This is a genomic window from Amycolatopsis sp. NPDC089917, assembly GCF_040684635.1.
Classification (GTDB): Bacteria; Actinomycetota; Actinomycetes; order Mycobacteriales; family Pseudonocardiaceae; genus Amycolatopsis.
Map to the genome: position 1 here is coordinate 42,397 of NZ_JBFBGL010000027.1, position 14,831 is coordinate 57,227.

The 14,831-nt window shown below is 67.5% G+C and carries 14 protein-coding genes and 1 pseudogene; 5 read left to right on the forward strand and 10 right to left on the reverse strand.

Annotated elements, in window-relative coordinates; translation table 11 throughout:
* Nucleotides 1–55 precede the first annotated feature (55 nt).
* The gene (locus tag AB0N89_RS20635) at nt 56–697 is read right to left on the reverse strand and encodes a hypothetical protein (RefSeq protein ID WP_364206697.1); all 642 of its coding nucleotides are present in this window, start codon (nt 695–697) and stop codon (nt 56–58) included.
* 259 nt (nt 698–956) lie between these two features.
* On the opposite strand from AB0N89_RS20635, the gene AB0N89_RS20640 reads away from it, so the two are divergent.
* The gene (locus tag AB0N89_RS20640; RefSeq protein ID WP_364206699.1) at nt 957–1,361 is read left to right on the forward strand and encodes a hypothetical protein; all 405 of its coding nucleotides are present in this window, start codon (nt 957–959) and stop codon (nt 1,359–1,361) included.
* On the opposite strand, the gene AB0N89_RS20645 is transcribed toward AB0N89_RS20640, so the two are convergent.
* The gene (locus AB0N89_RS20645) at nt 1,339–1,893 is read right to left on the reverse strand and encodes a hypothetical protein (protein WP_364206701.1); all 555 of its coding nucleotides are present in this window, start codon (nt 1,891–1,893) and stop codon (nt 1,339–1,341) included. The genes AB0N89_RS20640 and AB0N89_RS20645 overlap by 23 nt on opposite strands.
* A 71-nt stretch (nt 1,894–1,964) precedes the next feature.
* On the opposite strand from AB0N89_RS20645, the gene AB0N89_RS20650 reads away from it, so the two are divergent.
* Both AB0N89_RS20650 and AB0N89_RS20655 read left to right on the forward strand, forming a co-directional pair.
* The gene (locus AB0N89_RS20650; RefSeq protein ID WP_364206703.1) at nt 1,965–3,311 is read left to right on the forward strand and encodes an MFS transporter; all 1,347 of its coding nucleotides are present in this window, start codon (nt 1,965–1,967) and stop codon (nt 3,309–3,311) included.
* A 161-nt stretch (nt 3,312–3,472) separates the two neighbouring features.
* Nucleotides 3,473–4,660 (forward strand): annotated as a pseudogene (locus AB0N89_RS20655) (DUF222 domain-containing protein).
* Between the two features lie 78 nt (nt 4,661–4,738).
* Here AB0N89_RS20655 and AB0N89_RS20660 read toward each other — a convergent pair.
* From AB0N89_RS20660 to AB0N89_RS20690, 7 genes are read right to left on the reverse strand one after another with little or no spacing between them, the layout of a single operon-like run.
* On the reverse strand, nt 4,739–5,689 hold the full coding sequence (locus tag AB0N89_RS20660) for a squalene cyclase (RefSeq protein WP_364206705.1): 951 nt from the start codon (nt 5,687–5,689) through the stop codon (nt 4,739–4,741).
* A gap of 9 nt (nt 5,690–5,698) precedes the next feature.
* Nucleotides 5,699–6,466 (reverse strand): aldolase/citrate lyase family protein, encoded by a 768-nt coding sequence (locus AB0N89_RS20665; protein ID WP_364206707.1) that lies wholly within the window; start codon nt 6,464–6,466, stop codon nt 5,699–5,701.
* Nucleotides 6,451–7,236, reverse strand: a complete 786-nt coding sequence (gene hpaH / locus AB0N89_RS20670; RefSeq protein ID WP_364206709.1) for a 2-oxo-hept-4-ene-1,7-dioate hydratase — start codon at nt 7,234–7,236, stop codon at nt 6,451–6,453. Before hpaH ends, AB0N89_RS20665 begins: the two co-directional genes overlap by 16 nt.
* 9 nt (nt 7,237–7,245) lie before the next feature.
* Nucleotides 7,246–8,340, reverse strand: coding sequence for a 3,4-dihydroxyphenylacetate 2,3-dioxygenase (hpaD, locus tag AB0N89_RS20675; protein WP_364206711.1), 1,095 nt, complete (start codon nt 8,338–8,340; stop codon nt 7,246–7,248).
* Between the two features lie 4 nt (nt 8,341–8,344).
* The gene (hpaE, locus tag AB0N89_RS20680) at nt 8,345–9,850 is read right to left on the reverse strand and encodes a 5-carboxymethyl-2-hydroxymuconate semialdehyde dehydrogenase (protein ID WP_364206713.1); all 1,506 of its coding nucleotides are present in this window, start codon (nt 9,848–9,850) and stop codon (nt 8,345–8,347) included.
* A 13-nt stretch (nt 9,851–9,863) separates the two neighbouring features.
* The gene (locus tag AB0N89_RS20685) at nt 9,864–10,535 is read right to left on the reverse strand and encodes a GntR family transcriptional regulator (protein ID WP_364206715.1); all 672 of its coding nucleotides are present in this window, start codon (nt 10,533–10,535) and stop codon (nt 9,864–9,866) included.
* The gene (locus AB0N89_RS20690; protein WP_364206717.1) at nt 10,517–12,001 is read right to left on the reverse strand and encodes a fumarylacetoacetate hydrolase family protein; all 1,485 of its coding nucleotides are present in this window, start codon (nt 11,999–12,001) and stop codon (nt 10,517–10,519) included. The genes AB0N89_RS20685 and AB0N89_RS20690 overlap by 19 nt, the downstream gene beginning before the upstream one ends.
* Before the next feature lie 150 nt (nt 12,002–12,151).
* Between AB0N89_RS20690 and AB0N89_RS20695 the strand changes: the two genes are divergently transcribed.
* On the forward strand, nt 12,152–13,525 hold the full coding sequence (locus AB0N89_RS20695) for an MFS transporter (protein WP_364206719.1): 1,374 nt from the start codon (nt 12,152–12,154) through the stop codon (nt 13,523–13,525).
* A gap of 18 nt (nt 13,526–13,543) precedes the next feature.
* Here AB0N89_RS20695 and AB0N89_RS20700 read toward each other — a convergent pair whose 3' ends face one another.
* Nucleotides 13,544–14,233, reverse strand: coding sequence for an IclR family transcriptional regulator (locus tag AB0N89_RS20700; protein WP_364206721.1), 690 nt, complete (start codon nt 14,231–14,233; stop codon nt 13,544–13,546).
* A 59-nt stretch (nt 14,234–14,292) separates the two neighbouring features.
* Here AB0N89_RS20700 and AB0N89_RS20705 point away from each other — a divergent pair, with 59 nt between their 5' ends.
* Nucleotides 14,293–14,826 (forward strand): flavin reductase family protein, encoded by a 534-nt coding sequence (locus AB0N89_RS20705; RefSeq protein WP_364206723.1) that lies wholly within the window; start codon nt 14,293–14,295, stop codon nt 14,824–14,826.
* Nucleotides 14,827–14,831 lie beyond the last annotated feature (5 nt).

Consider the following 14,831-nt stretch of genomic DNA (forward strand, 5'->3'; position numbering starts at 1 on the left):
GCGAAAGCCACTTTCAGGACATCAGATGTCCCGAAAGTGGCTTTCGCGACGCTCGCTAGTGGAAGAGCTGGTAATTGATCACGACATAGCCGGAAAAATCGTCGATCTTGACGTCGTTTACGCTGAGCCACCCGAACGTCCCCTTGGACGTCCGCAGACAATGTTGGCCACCGGTCTTTGCCACTTCCGGCCCGACGACTCTTCCTCTTTCTTCGGAAATGATCTTCGGGCATTGTGCCTTCGCCTCTTGTTCGGTCCCGGCATAATCGAACAGCCCTGATCGATTGGATGCCAGCGAGTGTCCGCTGTAGTGGAGGTCGACATCGCCGTTGGGGCCCGATGCGGACACCGGTCCTGCGCCGGGTCTGTCGAGGTCGACTCCCATGTTCGCATCGAGTTTCACTTGCTGCGGCACGGCTTCACCTGGCACGGATTGCTGTTGTGGTGCGTTGGTGGAGTCTTGCGACGTCGACTCGGACGCGGGTGGCTTCCCTCGGTCGTCAGTGGCTTTCGCCGGTTGCGCGCCGGTGTTGATGAGCGCCACGACCACCGCGCCCACCAGGCCTACCACCGCGGTGATCACTGCTCCCAAAATCGCTCCGCGTCGAGTGACGAGCGCTGCGGTCACCGTCGGATCCGAGGATTTTTCGCTTCCCGAACGGTCGGTTCCGGACCCGACGCGATGGTTTTTCGCCACATTTTCTCCCCTGTCGAAAAGATGCCGGAGGAGACTACAACAAGATCAAAGATATCCGAGTCGCGGTGTTCGTTGCCCGGAGGTTTTGCCGAAACATCCGGTGATTCGGCCATGGGGGCGTCGTTCACTCCACAGGGCTAAATTTTTGGTATCGGTACACGCATGGGCCGCCGCTGTCCGGGTGATGTCGGGCCGGGGCCGGTTTCGCCACCCGGGTAGTCGCTAGTCTCGATCTTCGACTGCGAGGGAGACTGAATTCATGGCGGAATGGGCCGATCTGGTCGCGTTCGTACGGCACGAATATCGGGTGGTAAAGGACGAACCGGACGAAATTCGTATCCGGTTGTCCTACGGCGACGAAGATTACGAAGAGCGGGCCCAGACCGTGGTCATCGCTCGGGAGATCTTCGACCGTCGCGAGGACTGGGTACAGATCGCGACGCCGTTCGCGCGGGTCGACGAGGTCGACCTCGCGACCGTGCTGACCGAGATCGGCAACACGATCGTCGTCGGAGGACTGGTGGTGATGGGAGACCACCTGGTACTGCGTCATTCCCTGCCGCTGGTGAACCTCGACATCAACGAGTTCACCGACCCGCTCGAACTCGTCGCGGGATCGGCGGAGCTGCTGGAACAGCAGTTCACCGGACGCGACGACTACTGATCTCGGCGACCTCTTCGAAGGAGGTCACGCGTTCGCATTCCTCTTCGGTGAGCTTGTTGATCGCTGCCCGGTACGCCTGCGCTTGGGTCGTACTGGGCAGTTCACCGTCGAGGAGAAGCGGAAGCCCGAGTTCGAAGCCGCACCTGGCCCGCGCTCCGTAGCGGTGCCGGGTGCGGGCGACGGCGGTGGCGACACGGAGCCCGTGCTCGGTACCCGGCGGTGTCGCCTGCCGGTCGTTCTCGATGGCCGCGAACTGGAAGCCGTTGGCCTGATCGCATTTTTCGCAGCCGACGGGTCCCGCGCCGAGCCCGTTGCCGCAATCGTCGCAGGACAACCTGTCAAAGGCCGCGTCGACCACTCGCCACTCGAACGCGGAGGTGTCGGCGCCGACCAGTTCGGCGAGGTCGGTTTCCTCCTTGGTTTCGGCGGTGACGCCGTACTCCGCGAGGAACAGCCGCCAGCGCTCGTCTATGGTCGCCTCGACGGCCGACAAGGCCTCGGCTGGGCGACCGCCACGCGGCAGAACGGTCATGAACAGGGACTTTAGGCCGCGATCGTCCCGATCGCGATCGCTATTTCGGGCCTGCGCATGCTGGAGTGGTGATGACTTCTTCGAGGTGGGGTGGCCTCGCCGCGTTGCTTGCGGGGTTCTTTGTGCTCCTGCTCGACACGACGATCGTCGCCGTGGCGAGCCCGCGGATCCAAGCCGATCTCGGCGGGGACGTCGCCGCGCTGTTCTGGGTGACGGCGGGCTATCTGCTCGCGTTCTCGGTCCCGCTGCTGGTCGCCGGGCGGCTCGGCGACCTCTTCGACCCGAAACGCGTCTACCTGTTCGGCATGGCGGGCTTCGCGGTGACCTCAGCGCTGTGTGGGCTCGCGTCTTCGATCGAATGGCTGATCGTCTTCAGGATCCTGCAGGGCCTGTCGGCGGCCGCGATGTCCCCGCAACCGCTCACGCTGATCCGGCGGCTGTTCGCCGAGGACGAGCGGGGTCGCGCGTTCGGGATCTGGGGTTCCGTCGCCGCCGCGGCCACCTTGCTCGGACCGATCCTGGGCGGGCTGCTGACGGCGAGCTTCGATTGGCGCTGGATCTTCCTGGTCAACGTTCCCGTCTGCGGCGTAGCCATCGTCATGGGAATCCGTCTGATTCCGGGAAGTCCGGGTGGCGTCGCACGATTCGACCTGCTCGGTGCCGTGCTGAGCACGGCGGGTCTGACTCTTCTTGTATGGGCTCTGCTGTCTTGGAGCGCGCTCTCCTTGCCCGCCGCCGTTGTCGCCGTCGCGCTGCTCATCGGCTTCTGTTTCCGGGAACGTGGCCAAGGAGCGGACGCACTCGCGCCCCTTCGCCTCTATCGATCGTCCGGCTACCTGAACGCGAGCATCGCGATGGCGTCCCTCGGCGCGACGGTCCTCGCGATGGCTCTCCCCACCATGCTGTATCTCCAAGACGAACGCGGTTTCGGCCCTTTCGAAGCCGCCATGGCTCTCGCGCCGGATGCTGTCGTCGCGATCCTGCTGTCACCGTCGGCCGGCCGCTGGGTCGACCGGGTGGGCGGGCGCCGACCGGCGATCCTCGGCATGAGCCTACTCGCGGTGAGCTCGCTGCTCATGGGGCTTGTGGTCGTGTTGGGGCTTGATCCCTGGTGGATCACGGTGGGAGCCGCGTTCCTGGGCGCCGCCAACGCTTTGGCGTGGTCACCGCTGTCCGCCATCGCGATGGCTTCCGTGGATCCTGACGCGGCAGGTGGTGCTTCGGGTCTGTTCAACACGGTCCGGCAGGTAGGTGCGGTGGCGGGGGTGGCGGTGACCGGGGCCGTCTTGGCGGCGCTCGCGGCGAGGCCGGCCTTGGCTTTCGGTGTCGTGTTCGGGTTCATTCTTCTTGTCGCGGTCGGTGGTGTTGTCGCTGCGTTTCGGCTTCCTGCGCGGAGGCGAGCGGCCGTTGCGGCTTGAGGATTTCGCCTCCGGTGTGTGGTTGGTCGGGACCCGCCCTCAGTCGATCACTCAAGCGCGGCTTCATACTCGCCGCCATCACCCTTCAGTGTTATTGCAGCGAATTCATTGTTGCTTAAAATTACGAACACACGTCCGAGTTTCCGAGGTGTTATTGAGAGGTGTCCGAGACATTCCTCCCCGAGTTGCCGCAAGAACTGTGGCGCGCCGGCAAGCTGGAGCTTGCCTATGGCGTGCAGCAGTTCCTGCAGGTGATGCGGGTCGCCTCCGCGGGGCTGGGGCGATACTTGGCCGAGGTTGAATCTCGGGGCGCGAAAGACTTGTTCGGGTACGGGCCGACGCTGAGCTGGTTCGCCGATGTGGCCGGATTGTCGCGGGGTGAGGCGCGGCCGGTGGTGGAACGGGCAATCGCATTGAATCCCACTCGCGCTTTGGACGGGACTGAGATTCCAGCGGTCGCACCCGCTACCGCCGCGGCGGAAGCGGAAGGGTTGATCGGCGGTGAGCGGATCTCGCAGATCTTGGAGATCCTCGCCGATCTCGGCCGGAACGCGAGTCCCCGGCAGTTGGCGGATGCCGAGGCGAACATTCTCGCCTGGCTGGATCCGGACGGGAATGAACCGAAGGATCCCGAGCCTGCCGATCCTCGGCGCGAAGTCACCTAGGAGCGCCGCAAGGACGGCTTCTGGAAACTGAACGGGTTGTTCGACGACGAACTCGGCGCCCGCACCGCCGCCTTGGAGGCGTACGCGAGGCCCCGGCCGGTCGACGAGTTTGGGCAAGCTGATCTGCGGTCCAAAGCCGAACGACAGGGTGACGCGTGGGCTGAACTGCTGGATCTGGCGATCGCCTGCCCCGATCAGCCCGGCACCAGCGGCTACCGCACTCTCGTCCACGTCACCATCGGACTGGAAGAGTTGAAGTCGGGGATCGGGAAAGCCTGCCTGGACTTCGTCGGCACCATGACCGCCCGCGAAGCCCGCATGGCCGCCTGCTACTGCCTCATGCTGCCCGTGGTGATGAACGCCGCTGGTGAACCGCTGGACGTGGGGCGACTACGGCGGTTCGTCACCCCAGGCCAACGACGAGCCTTGAACCTCCGCGACCGCGGCTGCGCGTTCCCGGGCTGTCATCGAAGACCCAAGAACTGCCATGCCCACCATATCGAGCACTGGGCAGACGGCGGCCCGACTGATCTCCGGAACCTGGTGTTGCTCTGCGGCTTCCACCACCGGCTGATCCACCAAGGAGACTGGCAAGTCCGCATGGCAGCCGACGGACTACCCGAGTTCATCCCGCCCCAATACCTCGACCCGCTACGACGATCCCGCCGCAACACCCACGCCTGACCCGAGGAGCCCGCCACCCACACCGGCGACGGGCACTTCGGCATGTCCGCTCCTCCCGGCGCCTGCGTACCGGAGGCCTCACCCTGAGCGCGGTGGCCCGGAATCCCACCAGTTCAAAACCCGAGTGCCGTACAAAGTCAGCCACTTCGAAGGCTCGCCGGCCCCGACGTCCACCTCGAACCACACCCGTCCGGAATGCCGATGCGCCTGGAGCCAGGTCCCGTCCGGCTGACGGGCGGCACGGATGAGCTCGACGGCTTCGGCCATCCGCGGATCCGGAGCGGTGCCGTCGTGCAGCGAAGCTTCACGGAAGTAGTCGGCCGCGTTCAGGACGTCGTAGAACCAGCGGAACGGGTAGGCGAAGACGGCGATCCACGGCGCGATGGGTTCCCCGGTCGACAACCGCCGGAACAAGCCGCGCTCCAGGAGGTATTCCTCACCCGCGCGCCGGGCGGCCCGTGAATCCGAGGTGCCACCGGTCGCGGTCTCGTGACAGAGCAGACCTTTGAGCGAGTTCAGCGTCGAGTGGACGGACGACCTCGTCGAGCCCTCGACCCACTCGCAGTTCCAGCCGCCGTCGGGTTGCCGATGGTCCACGAACCACGAGACGAGCGAGGTGACGTCGGCCCCGAGCCACAGGCCGTTCGCCAGGGTCCACGCGTTGATGCAGCAGTCGACTTCGCCGCCCCAGTACGGCAGGTCGTCGTACTCCCACCGGCTGTTCCTCGCGAGGAGTTCCGCGGTGCCACGCAGGACCCCGGCGTCCATTCCCCACTCCCGCAGGGCGTTCAGCGACCACGTCGTCGCCGTCCACGGCTGCCCGTCCTCCTTGCCGGAGAACCCGGCGGGGAAGAACGCGCCGCCCGCCCACTGGCCGTCGGGGTCCTGGTGGGCGAGCAGACGCGCGCCGAAACCTTCGGTCGCGATCCGTGCCCGCGTCGCCTCCCAGACCTCGGGCGGTTCGTGCGCGAGGTCGCGTTCCACCTGCCAGCGCAGGGCCGGATCGGAGTCGAGCAGCCACGGGATCATGCGCCAACTCTAGGCGGGATGCCGCCGCGCGAGCGCCTCCGAACCTTGGGCGAGCAGGGTGACGTCTGCGCCGACCAGGACGAACGACGCGCCGGCGTCGAGATAGCGCTGGGCTTGCGCCGGGTCGAACGCGTTGACGCCGACGGGCTTTCCCTGCGCGCGGACGGCCTCGAAAGTGCTCAGGACGGCCGCCGTGACATCGGGATGGGTCTGCTGTCCGAGCAGCCCCATCGACGCTGCCAGATCGGACGGTCCGACGAACACACCGTCGACGCCGTCGACCTCGGCGATCGCGGAGGCGGCCGCGACACCCGCGGTCGACTCGATCTGGACATACAACGACGTGAACTCGTCGGCGTTCGGCAGGTAGCCTTCGACCCGGTTCCAGCGCGCGGACCGCGAGAGGGCACTGCCGACGCCGCGTACCCCACGCGGGGGGTAGCGGACGGCCCGAACGACGGCCTCCGCCTCCTCCGCGCTGTCGACCATGGGCACGAGCAGGTTCTGCGCCCCCAGGTCGAGCAGTTGTTTGAGGGCGACCGCGTCGCCGGACGGGGCGCGCACCATCGGCGTGATCGGATACGCGGCGATCGTCTGCAGCAACGCCTGCACCGTCTCCAGCCCGGTGGGGGTGTGCTCGGTGTCGACGAGCAGCCAGTCGAGACCGGAACCCGCGCAGATCTCGGCGACGACCGGGCTGCCCGACGTGACCCACATGCCGATCTGCGGTCGTGAGGACAGCTGATCCCGGAACGCCGGGTCTAGACGAAGCGGCATGTGATCGCCCCCAGGTCCCGGTAGTCGGCGGTCACGGTGTCGCCGGGGTGCACCCACATCGGCCGGGTGAACGACCCGGCCAGCACGAGGTCGCCCGGATCGAGTTTGTCGCCGTGCTGCGCGAGCTTGTTCGCCAGCCAGGCGACGCCGTTCGCGGGGTGGTTCAGCACCGCCGCCGCGACGCCGGACTCCTCGATGGTCTCGTTGCGGTACAACAGCGCCGAGACCCACCGCAGGTCGACGGCGTCCACGGCGACCGGGTTGCCGCCGTAGACCATGCCGCCCATCGCCGCGTTGTCGCTGATCGTGTCCACGATGGTCCGGCCCGCCATCTCGATCCGCGACGACAGGATCTCCAGCGCGGGCACGACGTACTCGGTCGCCCGCAGCACGTCGAACACCGTGACGTCCGGCCCGGCGAGGGACTCACGGAGCACGAAGGCCAGCTCGACCTCGATGCGCACGTTCGAGAACCGGCTGTGCTCGATCACGGAACCGTTCTCGAACACCATGTCCGCGAAGATGGCGCCGTAATCGGGTTCGGTGATCCCGGTGGCGGCCTGCATGACCTTCGAGGTGAGCCCGATCTTGCGGCCGACCGGACGTCGTCCCGCCTCGATGCCCCGCCGCCGCCACTCGTTCTGCACGGCGTACGAGTCCTCGACGGTCATGTCCGGATAGCGCGCCGTCAGCAGCGGGATCGTCTCCCGGGCCTCCTCCGCGGCCGCCAGTTCGTCGGCGATCGCGGTGATCGTTTCCTGTTCGAGCATGTCCCCGCCTCAGAGCTGGTTGCCGAGTTTGTACTCGCCCTGTTTCCAGGCCGGAAGTTCTCCGTCGTCGTCACCCTTGCGGGTGTAGGAGAAGCCGTCGGCGCCGATGGTGACTTCCAGTTCGCTGTCGTCGGTCCGCGCGACCACCGGCTGCGGTTTGCCATCGAGGTCGAGCACCAGCGACGCGTCGGTGTACCACGACGGGACCACCGGCGTGCCCCACCAGTCACGGCGCTGGTTGTCGTGCACGTCCCAGGTGACGACCGGGTTGTCCGGGTCACCGGTGTAGTAGTCCTGCGTGTAGATCTCGACGCGGTGCCCGTCGGGGTCGCGCAGGTAGAGGTAGAACGCGTTCGAGACGCCGTGCCTGCCGGGGCCGCGTTCGATGTGGTCCGACATCCGCAGCGAGCCGAGTTTGTCGCAGATGGACAGGATGTTGTGCTTCTCGTGCGTGGCGAAGGCGACGTGGTGCATCCGCGGGCCGTCGCCGCCGGTCATCGCCGTGTCGTGCACGGTCGACTTGCGGCGCATCCAAGCCGCGTACGTCGTGCCCTGCTCGTCCTGGATGTCTTCGGTGACGCGGAAGTTGAGGTCCTCCATATGCCTCACCGCGAGCGGCACGTCCGGGGTGACCTGGTTGAAGTGGTCGAGCCGGACCAGTGCGCCCGGGATGTGCAGGTCGTAGCGCCAGCTGAGCCGATCGACGTGCTCGACGTCGTGGAAGAACTCGATCGGGAAGCCGAGCGGGTCCTGCACGCGCACCGAGTCGCCGATGCCCTTGGTGTAGCCCTCTTCGCGGCGTTCGACCCGGCAGCCCAGTTCCGTGTAGAACGCGACGGCCTTGTCCAGGTCCTCCGGAGAGCGCACGCGGTAGGAGAACGCCGCGACCGCCGCGATCGGGCCCTGGCGCAGCACGAGGTTGTGGTGGATGAACTCGTCGATCGTGCGGAGACTGACCGTGTTTTCGTCCTCCTCGGTCACCGTGAGGCCGAGGACGTCGGCGTAGAACGCGCGCGAACGCGCCAGATCGGTGACGACGAGCTCCATGTACGCGCAGCGCAGGACGTCCGGCGGCGGCGATTTCGGGGTGGGGATCGTGGTCATGGCATCATCCTTTGCCGAAGGCGGGGTTGTGCACCTCGCCGAGATTGATGTGCACCGCCTGCTGGTCGGTGTAGAAGTCGATCGAGCGGTAGCCGCCCTCGTGCCCCAGCCCGGACGCCTTCACCCCGCCGAAAGGCGTGCGCAGATCGCGGACGTTGTTCGAGTTGAGCCACACCATCCCGGCCTCGACGGCCTGCGCGAAGTTGTGCGCCCGTTTGAGGTCGTTGGTCCAGACGTAGGCCGCGAGCCCGTACTTCGTGTTGTTCGCCAGCGCCAGCGCTTCGTCTTCGCTGTCGAACGGCGTGATCGCGACGACCGGGCCGAAGATCTCCTCCTGGAAGATCCGGGCGTCCGGTTTGACGTCGGCGAACACCGTCGGCGCGACGTAGTTCCCGGTCGGGAAGCCGTCGGGGCGGCCGCCGCCGGCGACCAGCCTGCCCTCGGTCTTCCCGATCTCGATGTACTTCATGACCTTGTCGTAGTGCTCGGGGTGCACCAGCGCGCCGACCTCGGTCTTGGGGTCGCTCGGGTCGCCCACCACGACACGCTTGGCCTGCGCGGCGTAACGCTCGACGAACTCGTCGTAGATCGCGCGTTCGACCAGGATCCGGCTGCCCGCGGTGCAGCGTTCGCCGTTGAGCGAGAACACGCCGAAGATCGTCGCGTCGATCGCGGTCTCCAGATCGGCGTCGGCGAAGACGATGGCGGGCGACTTGCCGCCCAGCTCCATCGACAGTCCCTTGAGGAACGGCGCCGCGTTCCCGAAGATCAGGCTGCCGGTGCCGCTCTCGCCGGTGAACGAGATCAACGGGACGTCCGGGTGCTTGACCAGCGCGTCACCCGCGTCCTCGCCGAACCCGTTGACGAGGTTGAACACGCCCGGCGGCAGCCCGGCCTCCTCGAAGATCTCCGCCCACAGCGACGCCGAAAGCGGCGTGAACTCCGCGGGCTTGAGCACGACCGTGTTGCCGGTCGCCAGCGCGGGGGCGAGCTTCCACGACTCCAGCATGAACGGCGTGTTCCACGGCGTGATCAGCCCGGCGACGCCGATCGGCTTGCGGTTGACGTAGTTGACCTGGCGGCCGGGCACCTTGTAGGTGTCGTCGGCCTGCGCGACGATCAGATCGGCGAAGAACCGGAAGTTCTCCGCCGCGCGACGGGCCTGGCCCAGCGCCTGCGAGATCGGCAGGCCCGAGTCGAAACTCTCCAGCGCGGCCAGCCGCTTGTCCCGCGACTCGACCAGATCGGCGATGCGGTTCAGCACCCGCGACCGTTCACGCGGCAGCATCTTCGGCCAGGGACCCTCGGTGAACGCCTTCCGCGCGGCGGCGACGGCACGATCGATGTCGGCCTTCTTCCCCGCGGCGGCCTGGACGTAGACCTCGTTGGTCACCGGGTCGAGCACGTCGAAGACGGCGCCGTCGGCCGAGCCGGTGAGTTCGCCGCCGATGTAGTGCCGGATCCGCTCCGGGACACCGTCCGGGATCGGCCGGGGAGTCGTGCTGGTCAAGATTCCTCCTCAGTCAGCGCTTCGCGCGCTCTCGGGCGTCCAAAAAGGCCTGCATGGTGGCCCAGCGGTGATTGCGCGCGGCGAATTCGATGTCGAGCGGGTCGGCCTTCTCGGAGATCAGCCGAAGGATCTGTTCGTGCTCTTCGACCGACTGGTGCGCCCGGTCGGGGACGAACGCGAAGGTCGAGTCGCGCAGTCCGGACAGGCGCGTCCAGCCCTGGTGCACGAGGTCGAGGATCTGCGGGTTGGGGCAGCATTCGAAGAGCAGCGAGTGGAACCGCTGGTTCAGCGCGGTGAACTCGTGTGCGTCGAAGTGGTCCAGCAGCGCGATCATCCGCTCGTTCACCTGGCGCGCTTTCGCGACGTCCTCTTCGGACAATCCCGGCGCGGACAGCGCGGTGGCGACGCCTTCGACCACGCCGAGGGTCTGCATCGCGTGGACGTACTCGTTCTGGTCCACCATCGCGACGCGGGCGCCGACGTTGCGCTCGAAGGTCACCAGCCGCTCGGCTTCCAGCCGCCGGATCGCCTCGCGCACCGGGACGACGCTCATGTCGAGCGCGCCGGCGATCTCGGCGAGGACCAGCCGGTAGCCGGGTCCGTACTCGTGCCGGGCGATCCGCTCACGCAGCCACTCGTAGGCGAGTTCGGACTTGCTGGTCGTCTTCACTGCTTCTTCTGCCATGCCTCATACCTTTCCCGCCACGCCGGGTTCAGCGGGAAGAGCCCCTCGATCGGGCGGCCCTGGCCGACCTGCTGAGCGATCCAGGTGTCCTCGTCCTCCTGGACGAGCGTCGCGTCGGCGATCTCCTCGGCGAGCGCGGGCGGGATGACGATCACGCCGTCGTCGTCGCCGACGATGATGTCGCCCGGCAGCACGGTGGCCCCGCCGCACGCGACTGCGACGTCGGTGTCCCATGGCACGTGCTTGCGGCCGAGGACCGCCGGATGGGGGCCTTGCGAGAACACCGGGAGCCCGGTCTCCGCGACGGCCTCGAAGTCGCGGACCCCGCCGTCGGTGACCACCCCGGCGGCGCCGAGGTACCGCGCCCGCAACGCCAGGATGTCGCCGAGCGTGCCCGACCCCTTTTCGCCCCGGGCCTCGATGACGATCACCTCGCCGGCGCCGACCGAGTCGAAAAGGCGTTTCTGCGCGTTGTAACCGCCGCCGTGGGACTTGAAGAGGTCCTCGCGGTTGGGGACGAAACGCAGCGTCCTCGCCGTGCCGACGATCTTCGAGCCGGGCAGGTTGGGGCGCACACCGTCGATCGCGACGTTGTTCAGCCCGCGCTTGCGCAGCTGGGCGGACAGCCCCGCGACAGGCGCGCGAAGGAGCTTGGCGCGAAGTTCTTCGCTGAGCGCGGGTGCTTCCTCCGCGACCGGTTCGGCCGCGGGAGTGCCCCAGGCCTCGGCTCGCTGCTTTTCGTCGACCTCGGGCAGGCTGCCGATGTCCGAAAAGGACCGGATGCCCTGGGAAACGGTGGTGTGGAGCCGTCCGCTGCTGACGGAGGTGCCGGGAACGTCCACTTCGACCACGACGACGTCGCCGGGGGAGACCACCGTCGACCCGGCGGGCGTGCCGGTGAGGATGACGTCGCCGGGTTCCAGCGTGAAGTGCTGGGAGAGATCGGAAACGAACTGCCGCAACGGGAAGATCAGCCCGGCCGTGGTGTCCTCCTGCACCAGGTCGCCGTTCACCCAGGTGCGGACGCGCAGTGACGACGGGTCGACGTCGCGCGCGTCGATGAGCCCGGGGCCGAGCGGGGTGTAGCCGTCACCGCCTTTGGACCGGACGTTGGAGCCCTTGTCCGCGGTGCGCAGGTCGTAGAGGCCGAAGTCGTTCGCGGCGGTGACCGCGGCGACGTGGTCCCACGCCTCGTCCGGCTTGACCCACCGGGCCGCCGTGCCGATGACCAGGGCGATCTCGCCCTCGAAGGCCAGCAGTTCGGTCCCCGCCGGACGTTCGACCGTGTCCCCGGACACGCCGATCGAGCTCGACGGCTTGAAGAAGTACGACGGATTCGCCGGACGCCGCCCCCGCTGCTCGGCCCGTGACGCGTAGCTGAGATGGACGGCGATGATCTTGCCCGGCCGGGTGCCCAGCGGACCGGACCCGCGACCTGACGGCGCCGTTGCCTCGTAAGTGCCCATAGTTCCCTGAATCCCTCGACCCTTGCTTCGTATCTAATAACGTATATGATTCCGTGCCACAGTGGCAAGGCGGTCACCGAGTGGCTTTCGCCTCGCCCGAGGATCCCTGCGGGCCGCCACTCGCGTCAGGCCTACGTCAAAGGAGTCAAGGTGTCGAATCCAGCGCAGGATGAGCACACGCCCGGCCGGACCGCCCCACCGTCCTCCGACCGGCGCCGGGTCGCGTTCGCGACCGTCGTCGGCACCACCGTCGAGTGGTACGACTTCTTCGTTTACGCGTCCGCCGCCGGTCTCGTCTTCGGCAAGCTGTTCTTCTCCGGACTCGGGGCGAACAGCACCCTCGTCTCGTTCGCCACCGTGGGCGTGAGCTTCCTGTTCCGCCCGCTCGGCGCGTTCCTCGCCGGCCACTTCGGCGACAAGTACGGCCGTCGCGTGGTCCTGGTGCTCACCCTGATCCTGATGGGCGCCGCGACCACGCTGATCGGCGTGCTCCCGACGTTCGACCGGATCGGTGTCCTCGCGCCGGTCCTGCTCATCCTGTTGCGGGTCCTGCAAGGCGTTTCGGCGGGCGGTGAATGGGGCGGCGCCGTGCTGATGGCCGTCGAGCACGCGCCGTCGAAACGCCGGGGACTTTTCGGCTCTTCGCCGCAGATCGGCGTCCCGCTGGGTCTGCTGCTGGCTTCCGGTGTTCTCGCGCTGACCAGCCTGCTCGTCCCCGGTCAGGCGTTCCTCGACTGGGGCTGGCGGATCCCGTTCCTGCTCAGCGTCGTGCTGATCCTGGTCGGTCACTACGTCCGGCGCCGTGTCGAAGAGAGCCCGGTCTTCCGGGAGATCGCCGAACGCCGCGAGCAGACCCGGACCCCGATCATCCAGCTGTTCCGCAAGCACGCGGTGCTCGTCCTGGTGGCCGCGCTGGTGTTCGCGGGCAACAACGCGGTCGGCTACATGACCACCGGCGGGTACATCCAGAACTACGCGACCAATCCGAAGGGGCCGATCGGGCTCGACCGCGGTCCGGTGCTGTGGGCGGTCACCGCGTCGGCGGCGACCTGGCTGATCTCGACGTGGGCGGCGGGCGCGGTGTCCGACCGGATCGGCAGGCGGCGCACGTACGTCCTCGGCTGGATCGCGCAGCTGGCCGGTGTCGCGGTGCTCTTTCCCTTGGTGGACACCGGGAACATCGTGTTGCTGGCGCTCGGGCTGATCATCCTCAGCGTCGGGCTCGGGTTCACCTACGGCCAGCAGGCGGCGTTCTACGCGGAGCTGTTCCCCGCTTCGATCCGGTTCTCCGGCGTTTCGATCTCGTACGCGATCGGCGCGATCCTCGGTGGCGCGTTCGCGCCGACGATCGCGACCGCGCTGGTCGACGCCACCGGCACGTCGGTGTCCGTGGCCGTCTACCTGGCGGGGATGACCGTCGTCGGCCTCATCGCCACCTTGCTGCTGCGTGACCGGTCGGGGATCCCGCTCGGGCCCGACCACGAGGCCGAGCAGGCGGTGAGCCCGCTGCGATTCGGCAAGTAGTCCCGCCGTCCGTGACGCTCACCCGCCGAGAGCGTCACGGACGGCCTTCGCCGCCGCCTTGAGCCGCTCCGCGAGCTCGGTGGGCGGACGCGTGCTGGAAAGGTAGACGACCGCCAGTGCCGCGGGATTGTGGCCGCGCAGGGGGAGCGGCACCGCGACGGCGCTGAGATTCTCGATCACTTCACCGTGGCTGTCCGCGTATCCGCGGGCGGCCACTTCCCGTATGCCCTCCGGCCAGTCCTGCTCCGGAAGCTGGGAGAGGATCGCCCGGCCGGGGGCGCCGACGGTGAACGGATGCCTGGACCCCGGGCGCTGCGCGACGGACGCGACGGCGTGCCGGGGTTCGACGCTGACCAGGGTCACGCACTCTTCGCGGTCCATCACCGCCACGAAACACGTCATGCCGAGTTCGTTCGCGACCGCGGTCAGTTCGGGCAGCGCGGCGGCCCGCAGATCGTGCTTGATCCCCGCCGCGAGCGCCGCCAACCGCGTTCCGAGTTCGTACTTCCCGGCCGGCTCCCGGATGAGGAGCCCGTGGTCTTCGAGCGTCCGGATGAGCCGGTACGCGATCGACCGGTGGACGCCGAGCCGCTCGGCGATCTGGTCGACGCTGAGGGATTCCTGGGCGTCGGCAAGGACTTCGAGTACGCGGATGCCTCGGCTCAGCGTTTGGGACGCGCTCGAAGCCTTGCGGGAGTCCGAAACCATCGTATACGATCCATTTCGATAGTTGAACTGGCTGTTCGATTATAGAACAGGAACAGACGATGATGTCACGCGAAACCAGTTTTTCTCCGGGATCGAGCCTCTATCGGCCGCCCGCGCAGTTCTTCCGGGGCTGCCTCGGCCGCTTCGCGACCGGTGTGGCGGTGGTGACCTTCGACGCCGCAACGAAACGGCACGGCCTGACGGTGAACTCCTTCACCGCGGTCTCGATGGATCCGCCGCTCGTGCTCGTGTCGATCCAGCGCACCGTGAAAAGCCACGGCCTGCTCACCGGTCGCCCGTTCGCGGTCAACGTCCTCGGCGCCGAACAAGAGGCGCTCGCGATGAACTTCGCCGGCCGCCCGAGTCCCGAAGGCGCGCCGACGTGGGTCGAAGGTGGGCACGCGCCGCGGCTCGGCGGCGTGCTCAGCTGGTTCGACTGCACGCCGTGGGCCGCCTACGACGGCGGCGACCACACCCTGTTCCTCGGCGAGGTAAGGGAATTCGACTACCGCTCCGGCGACGCGCTCGGCTTCGTCGACGGGCAGTTCTCGACGATCCACGAATCCGCGCAAGGCCACGAATCCCTGTTCTGACAACG